Genomic DNA, 16,361 nt, shown 5'->3' with positions numbered 1-16,361 from the left:
GAGACCCGTCGTCGTTCCGAACCCGTTGGTCGTTCCGATCCAATTGGTCGAGCGTGTCGAGACCGGTCGTCGTTCCGATTCCGTTGGTCGTTCTGAACCCGTTGGTCGAGCCTGTCGAGACCCGGTGGGCGGTCACGTCCCGCTGAGTGGTGGAGTTTCTCAACACCGTGCGGGTCAGTTGTTTTAGTTTAGGCGGCCTTCAGCTCGGGGAGTGCGGTCACCTGCTCGACGGTTTCGGGCCGGGCGTTCATGATCGTGAGTTCGAGCATGGACGCTTCGGAGAAGTAGCGCCGGTCGGCGGCTTCCCACTCGTCGTGCTGCTCGACCAGCACGGCCCCGGCGAGCCGGAGGAGCGCCGCAGGATTCGGGAACACGCCGACGACGTCGGTGCGGCGCTTTATCTCCTTGTTGACGCGTTCCAACGGGTTGGTGGACCAGATCTGCCGCCAGTGACGCTGCGGAAAGTCAGCGAACGCGAGCACGTCGTGTTGGGCGTCGACGAGCATCAGTGCGACCTTGGGGTGTGAACGCTGCAGCATCGTGGTGACCTCGCCGAACTGCTTCAGGATGTGTTCCTTGTCGGGCTGGGCAAAGATGGTGCGAATGATCGAGCCGACCATTTCCTGGCTGCCCTTGGGCACGACGGCGAGCACGTTGCGCATGAAATGCACCCGGCAGCGCTGCCAGCTGGCGCCTTGAAACACGGTCCCGATGGCTTTCTTCAGCCCGGTGTGCGCGTCGGACATGACCAGCTTCACGCCGTCCAACCCGCGGGCCTTCAACGACCGCAGGAAGCCGGTCCAGAACGGCTCGTTCTCGGTGTCTCCGACATCGAATCCGAGGACTTCCCGGCGTCCGTCGGCGGCGACACCGACCGCGACGACGACCGCTTGGGACACAATGCGGTGATTCACCCGGGCTTTGCAGTACGTCGCGTCGAGGAACACATACGGGAAGTCGTGAGTCGACAGGGAGCGGTCGCGGAACTGCCCGACCTCCGCGTCGAGGCTGGCGCAAATACGAGAGACTTCGGACTTGGAAATGCCGGAGTCCGCGCCAAGCGCCTTGACGAGATCGTCGACTTTCCGGGTGGACACCCCGTGCACATACGCTTCCATCACCACCGCGAACAACGCCTGGTCGACCCGCCGGCGGCGCTCCAGCAGCGCGGGAAAGAACGTGCCGGCACGCAGCTTCGGGATCTTCAAATCCAGGTCCCCGGCCGTGGTGGTCAACGTGCGTGGGCGGGTGCCGTTGCGGTGGGTGGTGCGCCCGTCGGAGCGTTCGAATGGCGCGGCGCCGATGAACGCGGTCGCCTCCGCATCGATCAGTTCCTGGTAGAGCGATTCCGTCGCAGACCGGATCCGGTCGGTGACATCGGTGAGCTTGAGTTGAGCGAGCAGGTCAAGCAGGGCAGACTGGTCAAGAGCCATCGTGTGTTTGTGTCTTTTCTGTGAGGAACTTTGAACGGTTCTCACTGACCATCGCACGGTGGCTCTTCACGTTGGCGAAGCAACGCTCAAACGCCGAGATTTACACCACTACACGGGACGTGACCCTGCCCCGAGTTCAGTTGACTCGAAGGGTTAGTGGTTTCACGCGGCTTTGAGGGCCACGTTTATTGTCTCAAACTCGATTGGCGTGAGCTTGCCGAGTCGTCGTTGGCGGCGTCGACGGTGATAGGTCCTTTCGATCCAGACGACCATCGCCAGGCGCAGTTCTTCCCGGGTAGTCCAGCGTTGCCGATCGAGCACGTTCTTCTGCAGCAGCGCGAAGAAGCTCTCCATCGCGGCATTGTCGCCGCACGCGCCGACGCGGCCCATCGACCCGGTGATGCCGTTGTTCTTCAGCACGCGAACGAAGGCGTTGGAGCGGAATTGGGACCCGCGATCGGAGTGCAAAATCGTGCCGTCGATGGTGCGTTGACTGATCGCGTTGCGGGCCGCGGCGACAGCCAGCGACGCCTTCATCCGGGAGTCGATGGAGTACCCGACAATCTTGTTCGAGTAGACGTCCTTGATCGCGCAGAGGTAGAGCTTGCCCTCGTCGGCTTGGATTCCAGCGATCGTCGCAACACCGACGACGAGGAGTTGGGATGCCGGCGAGGAAATATACAGAACAGCAGAGGATTGCGTTCATGGCGATGATCGATCGTGGGGGCTCGGTTCGTGCCGCCGCTACCACGGTCGGGGTGCATCCAGATGCTGGATACAAATGGATGAAGCTGGCTGGGTTATCGACGCCTCGGAGCACGCAACGGCGCTACTCAGCGGAAGAAAGGGCTGAGTTCCTCCGGCGCCTTGCTCTCACGAGGAACGTGTCGAAAGTCGCTCGCGAACTCGGCTTCAACCGAGTCACTTGCTACGTCTGGGCACAGAAGGCCGGAATTTTCACCTCCGCCGCCTCCGACGCCAAACGGCAGCAATTCCTCCAGCTGCGACGGGACGGAGTCTCTCGCAGAGTTGCCGCCGAGCAGTTGGGGGTCGAGAACCACCAGGCGTTCGACTGGGACAAGGGCATCCGTGTCTTCTCGAAGGGCCGCATCCATCCCGATGGGCGTGTGGTTCTTTACCGTCCGGCAGAGATACTTTCGAACGTGAAGAATTCTAGAACTGCGTGGGTCCAAGGCGAGCGCGTCGCGCTCGACAAGATCGAGAAGGTCATCAACCCCCGCTTCGTGAGTCTCCTCGAGCGAGAAAGGATCAAGGACCTGCAGATGGCAGGTAGATCGATCCGACAGATTGCGGTCGCTCTCGGCCGGGCGCCGTCGACAATCAGTCGAGAACTGCGACGCAACACTGTCGGCCGCAGCGGTTACCTGTCCCACACCGCCCACCGCGCCTCAGCGAAGCGTCGCGAACGACCTCGTACCGCCAGACTCGCCCGGGAGGGGCCCCTGCGCGACTATGTGGCGGGAAAGCTGACCAAGCGATGGTCCCCGGAGCAGATCAGTCATCGTCTTCGGCGAGACTTTCCCCATGACCGGGAGATGCGCGTGAGTGTCGAGACGATCTGCCAGGCCGTCTACGTTCATGCCCGCGGCGAGCTCACCAAGGAGCTCGCTGCCGGGCTCCGTCGGGGTCGCCGACGCCGGAAGTCTCACAAAAGTGCGACGGCCCGCACCAGTCGATTCACCGACACGATGACGCCGTTGTCCGAGAGGCCCGCGGAGGTCAACGATCGAACGATTCCCGGGCATTGGGAGGGCGATCTCATTATCGGCGCGGGAAGCGGGTCGGCCGTCGCGACGCTCGTCGAGCGCACCACCCGATATGTACTCCTCGGGCATCTCCCGATCGAACGGACCGCGGACGCAGTCCGCGACAGCATCGTCACCGCGTTCAGCGTGCTTCCCGCCCAGTTGCGTCGCACGTTGACGTGGGATCAAGGGGTGGAGATGAGCGAGCACCGAAGCTTTGTCAGGGCGACCGACATGGCGGTCTACTTCTGCGAGGCTGGCTCGCCCTGGCAGCGCGGCACGAACGAGAACACGAACGGGCTCCTGCGCCAATACTTGCCTCGCAAAAGTGACTTGCGCACCTTCGGCCTCGCCGACCTCGAATCAATCGCGGCGGAACTCAACGAACGGCCTCAGAAGACCCTCGGCTGGGAGACTCCGGCCGAACGCTTCACTGCTTTACTAGACACTGCATAGATCAGAGCGTTGCGACGATCGCTGGAATCCAAGCGGTGCGGTGCTCGGTGATGTCGGTCAGCCAGAGTTGATTCGGGCGTGTCGCGGTGAAGTCCCGCTCGACGAGGTCGTCGTGCACGGGCGGGCCGGCCTTGCGGGTGAGGCCGCGTTTCTTCGCGAAGACACTCCAGAGCCGCTGCTGGGAGCAGAGCCGCCACACCCGGTTCTCGCCCGCCGTCAGGCCAGCCTGGTGGAGTTCGTCGGCGATGAACCGGTAGCCAAACGCGGGGTCGTCCTGGTGGGCGTCCCAGGCGGTGTTGGTGAGGTGGGCGTCGTCCCAGTCGCGTTGGGAGACGGGGTTGCGTTTCCACTGGTAGAACGCTTGTTTGGAGAAGCCCAACACCCGGCAGGTCACCGTGACGGGAACACCATCGACGGCCATTTCAAGGACCAGCGGGTACATCATTTTGGGTTGACGTCCCGGGAGAGATAGGCGACAGCCCGGCGCATGACCTCGGCTTCTTGTTCGAGGAGCCGGATTCGTTTCTTCGCTTCGCGCAACTCAGCGGATTCTTTCTCGGTCACGCCGGGCTTGACGCCGTCTTCGACGTCGGCCTTCTTCAGCCAGTTCGCCAGGCAGGACTCGGAGATCCCGAAGTCCTTCGCGATCTGGTTCAGCGGGGCTTCGTGCTTCCGGGCGACCGCGACAACATCGCGTCGGAACTCGGGTGGGTAGGACTTGGGCATAAAGACATCTTTCCAGCGAAGACGAATCTCCACAGGTCAGGAGTCAACCAAACCGGGGGCAGTCCCATCACCCTAGCTTCCCGGGAGGTCGACCCTCTCGACGTCATACAGGGCTTCCAGAAGAGAACAGCTCGGCAGGTTGCCGGTCCTGAGCGCATCCTCGATCATGTCGGCCAGCACCGAATAGCTAGTCACGGCGGCGCTGGCCGGCAAGCCCTCGTGTGTGTGCCAGGTCTTCTCCCTTGAGGCGAGATTCCGCTGCGGGGCCACAACGAGAAGAGGCTCATTCAGATGAGTCATATGGACGAACTGAGACTGCCATTCGCCGCATTTGAACGGGCAATCGTAGTCGTAGGAGACCTGAGTTTTCGCGCCCTTGGTCTCGATGTACGCGAGTGCTATCAAAGAGTGCTCGGTGCAGCCGGCTATGTCTCCCTCGCCCTTACCACCACGTCGCCAGGGAAGCTCTAGTTCGGGGTCGAGTCCTGTGAGCTGCGCGACGGATCGCTGAACACCGGGGAGAAAGGCGACGCAGTTGTGCAGGAGCGCCGTCGACCAGGCTTCCAGTTTGCCGATCGGGAACTCGTCAAGCTTTCTGAGCAGGGTTGGCACCTGACGCCAGGACTCATCGACAGTTTCAAGAACAGCACTCATCGTCACTCCCTCATCTGGGGTACAACGAGGCTAGCTCGGGGGTGTGACATCCGGAACGGGCCGAGGAGTGATCCCGGCTAGCTCTGCGCGTTACTCGGTGATCTTGAAAGGCCCGGCAAGCGCATCATTGAGATTGTCATTGGCCTGATTGACAGCTGCGCCTGCGTTGCGGAGTCGATTCAATAGATCTTTACGGTTGTCCCAGGTCCCGTCGAGCGATACCCAGTTGAACCCTTCAATGTCGGAAATCGCGCGCACACGCTCCGACTGGACAAAGATCGTCCCCTCGGTTGCCGTCGCAAAGGCCATTCCCGCTTCGAGCGTCACGTTCTGCCGGGGCTGACCTTCTGGCTTTAGCTCCTTCCCGTCGGCAAACTTCGGCTTGAGACGAGCTTCATCATCGGGCGAGAAGATCACGATGCCGGCCTTTACGATTTCGTAGGTGTGTGGCTGCGGCTTACCCGTAAGGTTTACGGCGTCGGACCAAGTCATCATCCTGAGGCCGAGGAAGTGCAAGTACTGGCGCACGACTTCGACGGGTCGGGTGTCTCTGCCATGAACCACGAATACTGATTTCGGGTCCCGCTGAGCCTTCCCTTCGGGTGTCGGTGCTGGTGCTTCTGTGGGCCAGGGCGGGAGACCGTTCACAGTGGCCTTTGTCGATGTCATGGGCGGGGCAGCGATTATGGATGGGGTGTTGTGGGCAGGTGCAGGGGCCGGTAAAGAGTTGGTGTACTGATAGCCGTCCACGGTGAGCAAGACGCCCCGAGGTTCCAGGACCTTCTCATTTAGTCGCTTGAATTCTTCGCTAGCCAGAATGTAATCGGCGTTAGGGTTCTCAACGAACATGAGGTCAAGAAGCGTGAGAACGTCCTTGTCGGTGGTCGGTGAGGAACTGGCGAGAGCGGGCGTAGGGCTCTAACAGAGCCGCGTTCCGCAGAGATGCACGACGGGCAATGGCGCTTCGTGTGGACATCGAGGACGGTTCCGTATTCCAGTGCCGAACCACGGGTTGGAGTAGTCTCCGTCTGAGAACGAGGTAGAACACGGCGAAGCCAACTTGCTCTCTTTCGCCCGGCAGAAGCCTAATCGGAGGTCTTCCAAGGCGAGGGATCCGATGCCCGATGCTAGCCTCTCATGTTTGGACGTCGGCACGGCAATACGACGGGTGAGACTATGCTCGCACGCGCACGAGCATAGGGGACTGCCCTCGGTTTGGTTGATTCCTGACCTGTGGAGATTCGTGCGAGGGTGCAGTCGCCGTCCACCCGTCTATGGCAGGCGCGTGTGCTTGTTCAAGGGACTCGAAGCTCTTTGAGTGGATCCCGTCTCGACGCAGCTATCGCTGGAACTAGAGCGGCAAGCAACCCGACTGCCACGGCAAGCACTGCTAGGGCACTCAGGAAAGCTGGACCGGGCAACGGATCACCGGTCAGGCGAAGGCTCGCGATGGCCAGACCCGTACCGACCGCCGTTCCGACAATGCTCAGTACCGCCATCTGAACGAGCAAGAGCGCAATGATGAGCCCCCGCGAGGCACCGAGGGCACGGCGGCGGCCAAAGTCTTTGCGGCGCAACATCACGAGTCCGTAGAGGATGGCCGCGACAAGAACGGCGGTGAGTGCGAAGACCACGATGACCAAGTTACGTCCGAAGCTGCCGAGTTGACCTTGCACGAGAGCGCGAAGAGTCGCGAGCTCCTCGCTCGTGGTGATCTTGACTTTTGTGGGGTCGTCGACCGCCAGCACTGACTGGACCGCCTGAGCGACGGGTGCGACAAGATCGGGGCGGTTGGCGATGACAACGAGCACACTGACGGTCTGGTCCGCATTGGTATCCCGGGTCTGAGGCACTATCACGAGGGGTTCGAGCATCGCTAGGTAGTCCGGCGTGCGGATCTCGCCCGCTACCGCGTAGCTGGCCCCCGCAGAAGATGTGAGGCCGCCGATTTTATCGGGCATCCCAAGCTGTTCCAACGCAATGGGAGATGCCCAAGCAGTATCGTTCACAATAACTTGCTTCGCGGGCACACCCAATTCGCTCAGGCCCGAACTCCAGGCGAGCCGAACAGGAACCTTGGTGCCGTCAGGAACGAGGGCGTTGGTAACGTCGAGCGCGCCGCCGAAGGCGCCAGCCCACTCCACGCCTTCGAGATTTGCAATCCGATCAAGCACTCCGGCGGTTAACCCTGCACCGGGATCGGCGCGGATCACGATCGAGCGCGTCCCGGCCGAGTCGATCGACCCCACCACTGATTGTTCAGCCCCCACCGTTCGCCCCGTCGTGAGCAGCACGGTCGCGCACATCCCCGCGACCATGATGACACTGACGAGGGATGCCACAGGCTGGGCTCGTGCAGTGGCCAGAGACTCGCGCACTATCGCGACCGCCCGTCTCACAGCTCGATCTTTCTGTCGCACCGAGCGACGAGCGTCGGATCGTGCGTGACGACGATGACTGCAGCGCCAGACGCGGCCTGCGCATGGAACGCGTCCACAACAATGGACGCAGAGGCGGGGTCGAGGTTGCCCGTCGGCTCGTCGGCAAGGAGCACCCTGGGATCGTTGAGCAGCGCGCGACACAGGGCGATGCGTTGCGCCTGGCCTCCAGAAACCTGCCCCGGCTTGGCTTGAGCGCGGAGGCCGACTCCAAATTGGGACATGAGATCCTGCGCACGTCGAATGGATGAACCGCGGGGCTCGCCGCGGTAGAGAGCAGTTTCAATGACATTGTCGAGCACGGTGCGCGTGGCATCCAGCGCCGCATCCTGAAACACAAATCCGAAAGTGCTTGCACGGAGGTGCGCACGACGTCCGTCGCTGAGGCCCGACGCATTCTCGCCGGCCACGAGCACGGTTCCAGACTGCGGTTTGAGCATGAGACCGAGGAGGTAAAGAAGCGTCGACTTTCCCCGACCGGAAGGACCGGTTACGGCGACAACCTCACCGGCGTCGAAACGAGCGTTCCATCGGTCGAGGAGAGGTCGGGCCGAATCGTAGCCGAAGCTAAGCTCCTTGGCCTCAAGCACTTCTATTCCCTCATTTTGCTGGTACCCGGACGCGCATTCCCTGCGAGATACCTTCGATAACAGAGATGCCACGAGCACTCGTGATCACGGTCACCGGGTGCTCGACGTTTTCATTGTCAATGACGGCCAAAGTGCCGTCTGCCTTGCTAAGGAGGGCCGCGCTAGGGACCGTAAGACCGGCAACGTTCTCGACGGTCACGACGCGGGATCGAAGCAGTGCCTGGTCGGAAACCGGGATCGACGCACAATCTTCGCCACAAATGGACTTTCCGTCCGTGCCCCCGAGGGTCAAGGTCACGCTGTCGTCCTTCGTACTTGGAACCTGCTCGACAACGAAGCCATCCCAGATTTGTCCATCGGGGCCAGTAATCTCAACCCGTGTGCCAACAGGTATTAGGCCGGCCTGGGTCGCTGTGACTGGGACGGTAAATGTGGGAGACGAGGGGAGTCCGCGCACGACATCCTCGCCACCTCCGAGCGTCGCCCCCCGCTTAACCTTGTCGGCATCAAGCGACACTCGGGTGGGAAGTGACGGGACATAGATGATGTCGGCCGTCCGAACATTGCCATCGTCTTTGAGCCCCAAGCTCTCCTGCCAAGCCTCTACGGCTTGCTGTGTAACCCAATCGAACTTTCCGTCGACGTCGTAGCGGTAGAAACCTAAGTTCGCGAGCATGGTCTGTAGCTGAGTGACGTCGGTGCCCGAGGATCCGCGCGAAAGGGATTGGAACGCGGGGACGATTCCCTGTGCGATTACCACGGGCCGAAGGTTCACTGTGTAGAGCACTGAACCCTCTGTCACCTCTTGACCGGGCCCCACGTTCACAGTCGTCACTGTCCCTGATGCTAAGTTCGAGCCCACCGGAACGGGGGTCCAAGCAGCGACCGTGTTTAGGGTGATCGATGATCCGACCTCACCGTTGACCACCTCTACATATGTAAACGGGGTCGACTCCAACACATCCGCCGGCGGCGTCAGCACAGTCGCCGTCGCCCAACCAACGCCCGCGCCAGCGATCAATACAGCAAGTGCGCCGGTGACCCAAGGCGCTGGATTGCGTCGACGGCGAATTGCCGACGAAAATTCGCCCTCGGTGCCATTCGCAGACAAGTGTTGAACTCCGCATCATCTCGGGGGGGGGGGGGGGCAATACGACCGCGTCCAAACTATCGGTCACGCGGCCCTAATCATCGCTCACTGCGCATAGCGTGTCGACATCGTGCCAACTGCGTCCGTCTAGAAAACTAGTTTCCATACACCGAATCGGGAGTCTGCGGGCACGCCGCAAATACTCGCTTAAGGTCATTTTGGGCGATGGAAAGATCGCTGTATGGCGTCCACACTCCGTCACTCTGGATAAACACCGTTTGGCTTGGCGGCCTAGCCGTCACGCCGTACCCCTCATCGTCAAGACACTGCAGGAGCTCACCGGTTCGGTAGGCGTAGAGGAGTTCGAGGCCCTCTGTTGAGAGCGGGGTCATGTACTTCTGCTGCGTGGGATATTGCATTTCACACGTGAAGATAGCGAGGTTCAGCGATTGCTTTAGTGCCGGGTCCGTGAATGGAGGATATCTGATGCCCTGACCATCCGGCGACTCGGTGACGTCAAACCCTGCATCGTTGAGACAGGCGATCTGGGTCGACGCCCATTCATTCAATGTGATTAGGCGAATTGGTTGAACGTTCGGGGGGTCAACAATGCCAAGCTGGTCAGCGAAAGCCATGGCGTTTGTCTCGAGGTAGTCAAGGGTCGCGTTGTCAAGATCCCTCTCGGAAACGGGTGTCGACGTGGGAATGCTCCTGGGAACATCGCTTTCAGCGGTGCACGCCGTGGTGCCGAGCAGGATCGCACCCACCACCACGGCCAGCAAAAAAGCTCGACTCATCGTTACGAATGGCAGGCCGCTGATCCGTAGGTGATGTCTCCACCGACACCTGATAGAAAGACCCTCCAGGTCCCGGTCTTAGCGCTGGTCAGGGAGTAATGGGTTTGGGAGGTGGAACCGTTGTTGAACGATTCCAGGGTGTTGCCATTCAGCGAGTGGTTGACACGGCCATTTCCCGTTGACTGGATCTGCAAATACGGAACGGAGGCCGATCCGCATGCTTTGTAAATGCTCCCGCTGTCCGAAAAGGCCGAAGCAGACACGGCTGGCACGACTGCCAGGCCGACAGCGAATACTGCAGCCAGCGCGATATTCCTTCTCTTCAAGATTCTCATCTGTAACTCCCCCTCAGTTATTCGACGCCAAATCGTCGGAATGCCTCGAATCATATGCCTGATGGACCCCATTTGTCTCCTCCAATATTTGGAGCGCTTGTTCTGATTGATGTACTCGATCATCTGTTCAGTGGTCGGTCGAGCTCCCATTCAGGTACTCACCTCGCGAGAAAACCGGTCTTCTGACCGGTTTTCGTCGTTAAGCCACCAAATGCGACGTCCCATGTGATGACGCCGCTCCACGCCGCCAACCGCTGCCACCGGTGGACAGCCCACAATCCCATCGACCGCACCCGCTGTCGATGTCGGCCGGACTCGGCCACCCCGCAAGGAGGCACCATGCCCATCGACGCCACCCACGTCCTGGACTACGCGGTCGCTTCCGGAATCGATCCCACTGCAGTGCTCCTGATCGTCGCTTTCTTCTGCCTCGTGCGGAACAATAAGGCGACCAAGAACACCGTCAGCATCCTCCGTGCAATCGCGCGCGTAGTTGATGTTCGGGCTCGTCACCGGAAGTAAAAGACCGTCAACGCCGAGTTTGGCAGGAGAGCTCTGCCCAAAATCGGTCTCGCAACCCATGTGTTTCGAGACACCCAGGGAACAGGTGAAGCAAACGAATCAGCACGTTTGACGTGCTCAGGTGACGCTGTCCGGAGCATGGAGGCGCTCGCTCATTCGGTTCAGGTTAAATCCGGCTTTCGCGTGCATCTGGAGTAGATCCGATATCTGGTTCGAGTCGAGAAGGTAGGGCAGTGTATAGGCCGTTTCAACGTAGAAGTGCGCCTTTGCGCTGCGCCAGAGAGAGTCCATCAGTTTGATGAGGAGAAAAGCAATAGCCATCGATTTCGTGGGATCTACCCAAGCGGATGTCTGATGCCAGTACTTCTCAGAGTCCGACACTTGATTCAGTTCCAAGAACGTCAAAACAGGCCCCTTCTGATGGATAAGCCTCAATCCACCGGTCGACTTTGAGCGTGAGGGATTTTCCGATTTCACGTTGAGTTGAGCTGTTTTTGGGGGCGGGGCATGGCTTCGCGTCGGCCTCGCTGCCGGTGATGTTCCACGTTGTCCTTGCGCCGTGTGGCTGGGTGGTCAGATGGATGCGGGTCCGGGCGGTCCGCAGGCTGCCGCGAATGCGGCGGTCCAGTGTTTCTCCCAGGGCCAGTCCTTCGGCAGGTGTAGAACGAGTCGGCGGGCCGAGGTTGAGATTCGGGCGGGAACGCTGATGAGTTTGCGGCGGATCGTGCCGCTGCGCGCTTTCCCGAGATCGGTGCCGGTGAGAGCACCAATGGCGCGGGCGAGATTGAAAGCGATGCAGGCCAGGATCAGCCAGGCGGCGTTTGCGGCGAACTTTCCCGAGGGCAGGTGTGCCAGCGCGGAGTCTTTCAGATCTGCGTTGACTTGTTCGATGATCGCGTGAGCGCGATGGGTTTTGTCGGCGGTGACGGTGTCCAGGGTGCTGGTGGTGAAGAACGCGTGGAAACGGTGCGTGTCAAACAGGGTCGGCTGCGAGAGGTCTTTCTTGTTCAGTTCGGGGATGCGCCGCACGACCAGTCGTCCCTCGATGCGGTCCGCTTTCTTCTTCGAACCGAACGCGATAAATGGTACTTCGGCGACTTCCGCGGACGACACCCAGGTTCCGGTCTGTTCGTCGCGGATCGCGTCGGTGTACTCGATGCTCGTCCAGGCGCCCTCGCCGATCGTGCCGATCGCTTTCTTCACCGCCGGATCCATCCGGGCCGTGATCGAGACTTTCGCGCCTGCCCGCCCGGCGGCGGCCACGACGGTGTGGGCGTAGAACGCCGAGTCCGCCCGCAGCAGCACCGTCCCGGTGGCGCCGTTTCCGCGGAGCCGGGTCACGTTCGCGAGGAGGTCGGCGACGAATTTCCCGGCGCCGCGCACCGAGTTCGCGGCGCCCTTGCGCAGCCGTGAGCCGACGATGATCGGCGCACTGGTTTCGGTGCTGAGGATGCCCAGCAGGGCGTTCAGGCCGCGCACTCCGGAGTAGCCGTAACCGGAGCCCTGCTTCTGGTAGCCGTGGACTTCCTTGATGGTGTCGTCGATGTCGACGAGCGCGTACTCGTCAACGCCGGCCGCGATCGGGGCCGTCTCGGCCAGGCGGCGCAGCCAACGGGACGCGACAGCATCCAGCTGCCGGATGTGCCCGAACGTGAATGCGCGCAGAAACGACCCCAGGGTCGAGGGCGCGTAGGCGCCAGTGAAGAGTTTCTTCATTCCACCGTGACGAAGCAACGCCATATCGTCGATGCAGTCGGCGCCGGCGACCATCCCGGCCACCAGCGCAGTGACCTTCAACCCCGCGTTCGCGCCGAAGTACCCCGGCAAGGTGAGGTGCGTATCGGCCAGGTTGCCGAGCCCTGTTTTCACGGCCAACGCCATCGCCGGGACGAGCCCTGCCGTCGACACGAGATTCGTTTCGTCGAAGGATGCTGAAACCGCCGCGGAGGTGTGAGAAAGTTGCATCTACGAGATGCCTTCCTTTTCGGTGAAACAGAACTCTAGACAAGCTCTATTTTCGCTGATCAGTTAGGCATTCTCGGTTTAACGCGCCGCTAAACCCTCAACTCGAGCGGTGGATCGAGGATAAGCGGACCTCCGTCTTCGCCCTCTCCTATCGAAAGACCCAAGTCTGAAGAAACGATTGCCATCCCGTGCTTCGCGGAGTTGTAGATGTGCGCATCATCAAGAATGATCCTGATTGCCGCTGAGATCAGATCTCGTAGCCCTGCCCGGTGGTCCTTCCACATCGCTGTGGGGTCTCCGCCGAGTATGAACTCAGGCATGGCCCGATACGAGAAGACTTCGGCCAGGTCGTCGAGTACTTCATCATCGCCCAGCGACTCGGCAAGTGCCGCAATTCTTTGTATAAATTCGCGAAAGTTCGTGAGTTTCGCGACTTCGAGCCACGGGCACGGATTGCGATTAGCATGCGCCAGATACAACCTGAGAGTCGCCTCCGCGGTGTGATGCAAGAGAACCGCCGACTCGCTGCCGCGTAATCGTCCACACCCTTCTGATCGCTAGGGTCCTGATCTACATCGTTGTCGTCGGACTTCATACCGAAGTCGCCATAGGAAACGCCAGCTCGAAGGAGATCGTCGAACTCCCCACCGTCTCCAATTGCGATCGCTAGGGATTTGATGAATATTGGCTTCGATGGGCACCACCTGTGGTGCGAGTGAGCCCCACTGTTCAGATGCGTGATTTGTATCGTTCAGCCCCACTACCGGCGTGGTTGAGCCCCACCTGAAAAGCTCCTTCCACCATGTGAGCGCCACATGGTGGAAGGAGTACCGGTAATGGTACGGAAGATCAAAGCGAAGCAGATCCTGCAGCTGCGTAATCAGGGCTTGTCGCGACGGGCGATCGAGTCCGCCCAGGGGATGTCCCGGCACAGCATTCGAGCTGTGCTCGATGCAGCAGAGCGGCTCGGGCTCGACTGGGACGACGTCGCCGAGTTGTCGGAGGCCGCGGTGTATTCGACGTTGTTCCCCGGCCGCGGCGTCCACGAGAGCGTGTTCGCGCAGCCGGACTGGGCGCGGGTGCATACGGAGTTGGCCAGGGTCGGGGTGACGTTGAAGCTGTTGCACCAGGAGTATGTCGACGCTTCGTCGACGGCGCAGGCGACGATGAGCTACGACCGCTTCTGCCGCCTCTATGGCGAGCACGCCGCTGTCTCGGGGGCGACGTCGCGGGTTGGCCACAAAGCCGGCCGCAGCATCGAGGTCGACTGGTCCGGGCCCACGATGCAGCTGCTCGATCCGACGTCGGGTGAGATGTCGAAGGTGTATTTGTTCGTCGCCTGCCTACCGTTCAGCCGCTATGCGTTCGTGGAAGCCACCCTGGATATGCGGCAAGAGTCGTGGCTGCGCGCCCACACTGCGATGTTCGCGTTCTACGGCGGCAGCGTCCCACGCCTGGTGCCCGACAACTTGAAGACAGGGGTGATCTCCCACCCAAAGGAAGGGGAGGTCGTTTTGAACGATGCCTACCGGGAGATGGCGGTGCACTACTCGGCCGCGGTGCTCCCCGGCAGAGTTCGGCACCCGCGCGACAAAAGTAGCACTGAGAACACGGTGGCCCATGTCGCGACCTGGGTCATCGCCGGCTTGAGGAAGGAGACGTTCACCTCGCTGGCGCAGTTGCGCCTGCGAATCCGGGAACAGATGGATGCCTATAACCGGGAGCCGTTCCAGAAACGTGTCGGGTCCCGCCTCAGCGTGTTCACCACCGAGGAGAAACCTCTGCTGCAGGCACTGCCGGCGGCGGCGTTCGAGATCAGCACGTGGTCCTATAAACGAAAGGTCAACGCCAACGCGCACGTGGTCTGGGCTAAGAATTTCTACTCCGTCCCCTTCAGCCACATCGGCGCGCTGGTGGACCTTCGTGTCACCGAGACGATGCTGGAGGTCTATCGGCGCGATGAGCGTCTGGCCAGCCATTTGCTGTTGCCGGCCAGCACGACGAACCAGTACCGGACGAACGAGGCGGACTTGCCCGAGGGCCGCAGCTTCCAGGCCTGGGACCGAACCCGGATCGAGGAATGGGCCGCGCGGATCGGGCCGGCAACCGTCACGGTGACGGCCAAGATCTTCGAAACCGTCTTCATCGACGAGGCTGGCTTCGACGCCGCGCTGGCCGTGCTGAAACTGTCGCGCCGGTTCCCTCCGGCCCGGGTCGAGGCCGCCTGCGCACTCGCGCTGCGGGGGCCGGTCCGCTCCCCGCGCTATGCGCATTTGCGGCCGATCCTCGACACCGGGCAAGACAAAACCGGACAAGTTCCGCAACCGGAACCGGACGATGGCGGTTATGTTCGTGGCAGCGCTTACTACGCCGGAGGGAACCGTTGAGCGCGCTGGATGGGGAGACCAAACGCAAGCTCCGCGAGATGAATGCCGGCGAGCTACTGGAGGCCATCGACCTCCAAGACGAGATACTCTCCATCAGCCTGACCTTCGAGGAACGGGTCCGCCTGGTCGTCGACGACGCCTACTCGACATGCATTCCAAGGTTGACGGGCTGATCCGGCGGGCGGGACTGCGTTACCCGAACGCGGACCTGCGGCGCATCGACCTGCTCGACGAGCGCGGCCTCAACCGGCAGACGCTGACCCAGCTGGGCACCTGCTCGTTCGTCACCCGGCAGCAGAACGTCGTCTTCCAAGGCTTCACCGGGTCGGGGAAGTCGTATCTGGGATGCGCGATCGCCAAACGGGCCTGCGAACATCGGATCCGCGCCCACTACGTCCGGATGCCCGACCTCGAGGAAGCCTGGGTCGCCGCGCAAGACGCCCCGGGCGGGGCGGGCAAGTTCCTCCGCAAATATGCCGCGTTCACGCTGCTGGTCATCGACGAGTGGCTGCTCGACAAGCCGACGGAATCGATGCGGACAATGCTGCTGGAGCTGATGGAGCGCCGTTACGGCGAGACATCGACGGTGTTCTGCACCCAGTATCAACAGAAGGACTGGCACCAGCGCCTCGGCGCCGGCGTCCACGCCGACGCCATCATGGACCGCATCATCCACAACACCACCTGGGTCGATACCGGCACCTACAACATGAGGGAACAAACCGCCCTCGCGACCGCGTAATCCGTGACGGGGAGCACCTGTGGTGCTGAGCCACACCACCGCCGGTGCTCTTCCGCACGATCAGTGGGGCTCAACCGCACGATCGGGTGGGGCTCAGAGGCTCGAATACTCAGATTTGAGGCGCCGCTCAAAATAGGCGTGGGGGGAACCTTGATAAAACTTGGCATTGAGTGAAGAGAACTCCGCGTCATGCACGTCATAACTGAGCGGTTTGGCCATGAGCACATACTGGCAGGATTTCGTGTCGGCTCACCTGCACCCGACGTCTTCGACTATCCGTCTCACATCCCTAGGGCTGCGAAACGTCTCGCACTGCTGCAACGCCTGCACAGCTCGGTGGCGCGGACTCACAGACCAGGAAGTCTCTCTCGCAACTATGTCTCGCAAAGGTCTGGCTGTATTGGCGCACACATCGTTAGTCGCGAGACACACTGTCTCGCGGAATCAGCTGCGACTCGCG

The 16,361-nt window shown here is 61.3% G+C and carries 14 protein-coding genes and 3 pseudogenes; 4 read left to right on the top strand and 13 right to left on the bottom strand.

Translation table 11 applies throughout. The annotated features are described in order from the left end of the window. Positions 1 to 188 precede the first annotated feature (188 nt). Together HNR05_RS07775 and HNR05_RS07770 are read right to left on the bottom strand one after the other, a co-directional pair. Positions 189 to 1,433, bottom strand: a complete 1,245-nt coding sequence (locus tag HNR05_RS07775) for an IS256 family transposase (protein WP_179577758.1) — start codon at positions 1,431 to 1,433, stop codon at positions 189 to 191. Between the two features lie 162 nt (positions 1,434 to 1,595). Next, positions 1,596 to 2,048 (bottom strand): annotated as a pseudogene (locus HNR05_RS07770) (IS3 family transposase); the annotation flags it as partial. Positions 2,049 to 2,095: 47 nt separating this feature from the next. Here HNR05_RS07770 and HNR05_RS07765 point away from each other — a divergent pair. After that, entirely contained in the window at positions 2,096 to 3,655 is a 1,560-nt protein-coding gene (locus tag HNR05_RS07765; protein WP_179578489.1) for an IS30 family transposase, read from the top strand. A 34-nt stretch (positions 3,656 to 3,689) separates the two neighbouring features. Here the strand turns inward: HNR05_RS07765 and HNR05_RS07760 are convergent. The 8 genes and pseudogenes from HNR05_RS07760 to HNR05_RS07725 form a co-directional block, all read right to left on the bottom strand. Beyond that, positions 3,690 to 4,381: pseudogene (locus HNR05_RS07760) on the bottom strand (transposase); the annotation flags it as partial. Positions 4,382 to 4,453: 72 nt separating this feature from the next. Further along, positions 4,454 to 5,035 (bottom strand): hypothetical protein, encoded by a 582-nt coding sequence (locus HNR05_RS07755; protein ID WP_179578488.1) that lies wholly within the window; start codon positions 5,033 to 5,035, stop codon positions 4,454 to 4,456. A gap of 90 nt (positions 5,036 to 5,125) precedes the next feature. Continuing rightward, positions 5,126 to 5,884, bottom strand: coding sequence for a TIR domain-containing protein (locus tag HNR05_RS07750; protein ID WP_179578487.1), 759 nt, complete (start codon positions 5,882 to 5,884; stop codon positions 5,126 to 5,128). Positions 5,885 to 6,330: 446 nt separating this feature from the next. Then, positions 6,331 to 7,413, bottom strand: coding sequence for an FtsX-like permease family protein (locus tag HNR05_RS07745; protein ID WP_343062512.1), 1,083 nt, complete (start codon positions 7,411 to 7,413; stop codon positions 6,331 to 6,333). 17 nt (positions 7,414 to 7,430) lie between these two features. Beyond that, on the bottom strand, positions 7,431 to 8,063 hold the full coding sequence (locus HNR05_RS07740; protein ID WP_343062510.1) for an ABC transporter ATP-binding protein: 633 nt from the start codon (positions 8,061 to 8,063) through the stop codon (positions 7,431 to 7,433). 10 nt (positions 8,064 to 8,073) lie between these two features. Next, a complete protein-coding gene (locus tag HNR05_RS07735) occupies positions 8,074 to 8,898 on the bottom strand; it encodes a peptidoglycan-binding protein (protein ID WP_179578485.1) in 825 nt (274 codons plus the stop codon). A 410-nt stretch (positions 8,899 to 9,308) separates the two neighbouring features. After that, on the bottom strand, positions 9,309 to 9,950 hold the full coding sequence (locus HNR05_RS07730; RefSeq protein ID WP_179578484.1) for a hypothetical protein: 642 nt from the start codon (positions 9,948 to 9,950) through the stop codon (positions 9,309 to 9,311). A 2-nt stretch (positions 9,951 to 9,952) separates the two neighbouring features. Further along, positions 9,953 to 10,408: a hypothetical protein gene (locus tag HNR05_RS07725; RefSeq protein WP_179578483.1), complete on the bottom strand. Its 456-nt coding sequence runs from the start codon at positions 10,406 to 10,408 to the stop codon at positions 9,953 to 9,955. A gap of 216 nt (positions 10,409 to 10,624) precedes the next feature. Here HNR05_RS07725 and HNR05_RS07720 point away from each other — a divergent pair, with 216 nt between their 5' ends. Next, a complete protein-coding gene (locus HNR05_RS07720; protein WP_179578482.1) occupies positions 10,625 to 10,807 on the top strand; it encodes a hypothetical protein in 183 nt (60 codons plus the stop codon). 117 nt (positions 10,808 to 10,924) lie between these two features. Here HNR05_RS07720 and HNR05_RS07715 read toward each other — a convergent pair whose 3' ends face one another. From HNR05_RS07715 to HNR05_RS17370, 3 genes are all read right to left on the bottom strand, one after another. Further along, a complete protein-coding gene (locus HNR05_RS07715) occupies positions 10,925 to 11,128 on the bottom strand; it encodes a hypothetical protein (RefSeq protein ID WP_179578481.1) in 204 nt (67 codons plus the stop codon). Positions 11,129 to 11,380: 252 nt separating this feature from the next. Beyond that, positions 11,381 to 12,772, bottom strand: coding sequence for an IS1380 family transposase (locus HNR05_RS07710; RefSeq protein WP_179577258.1), 1,392 nt, complete (start codon positions 12,770 to 12,772; stop codon positions 11,381 to 11,383). Between the two features lie 89 nt (positions 12,773 to 12,861). After that, positions 12,862 to 13,092: a hypothetical protein gene (locus HNR05_RS17370; RefSeq protein WP_218868840.1), complete on the bottom strand. Its 231-nt coding sequence runs from the start codon at positions 13,090 to 13,092 to the stop codon at positions 12,862 to 12,864. 516 nt (positions 13,093 to 13,608) lie between these two features. Between HNR05_RS17370 and istA the strand changes: the two genes are divergently transcribed. Continuing rightward, positions 13,609 to 15,159, top strand: a complete 1,551-nt coding sequence (istA, locus tag HNR05_RS07700) for an IS21 family transposase (RefSeq protein ID WP_179578479.1) — start codon at positions 13,609 to 13,611, stop codon at positions 15,157 to 15,159. Beyond that, positions 15,156 to 15,901: pseudogene (locus tag HNR05_RS07695) on the top strand (ATP-binding protein). The gene istA and the pseudogene HNR05_RS07695 overlap by 4 nt, the downstream one beginning before the upstream one ends. The last annotated feature ends 460 nt before the right edge of the window (positions 15,902 to 16,361 follow it).

Origin of the sequence: Leifsonia psychrotolerans (assembly GCF_013410665.1) — a bacterium.
Lineage (GTDB): Bacteria > Actinomycetota > Actinomycetes > Actinomycetales > Microbacteriaceae > Cryobacterium > Cryobacterium psychrotolerans_A.
The sequence above is the reverse complement of the archived record's forward strand: the minus strand, read 5'-3'. Positions and strand labels throughout refer to the sequence as shown.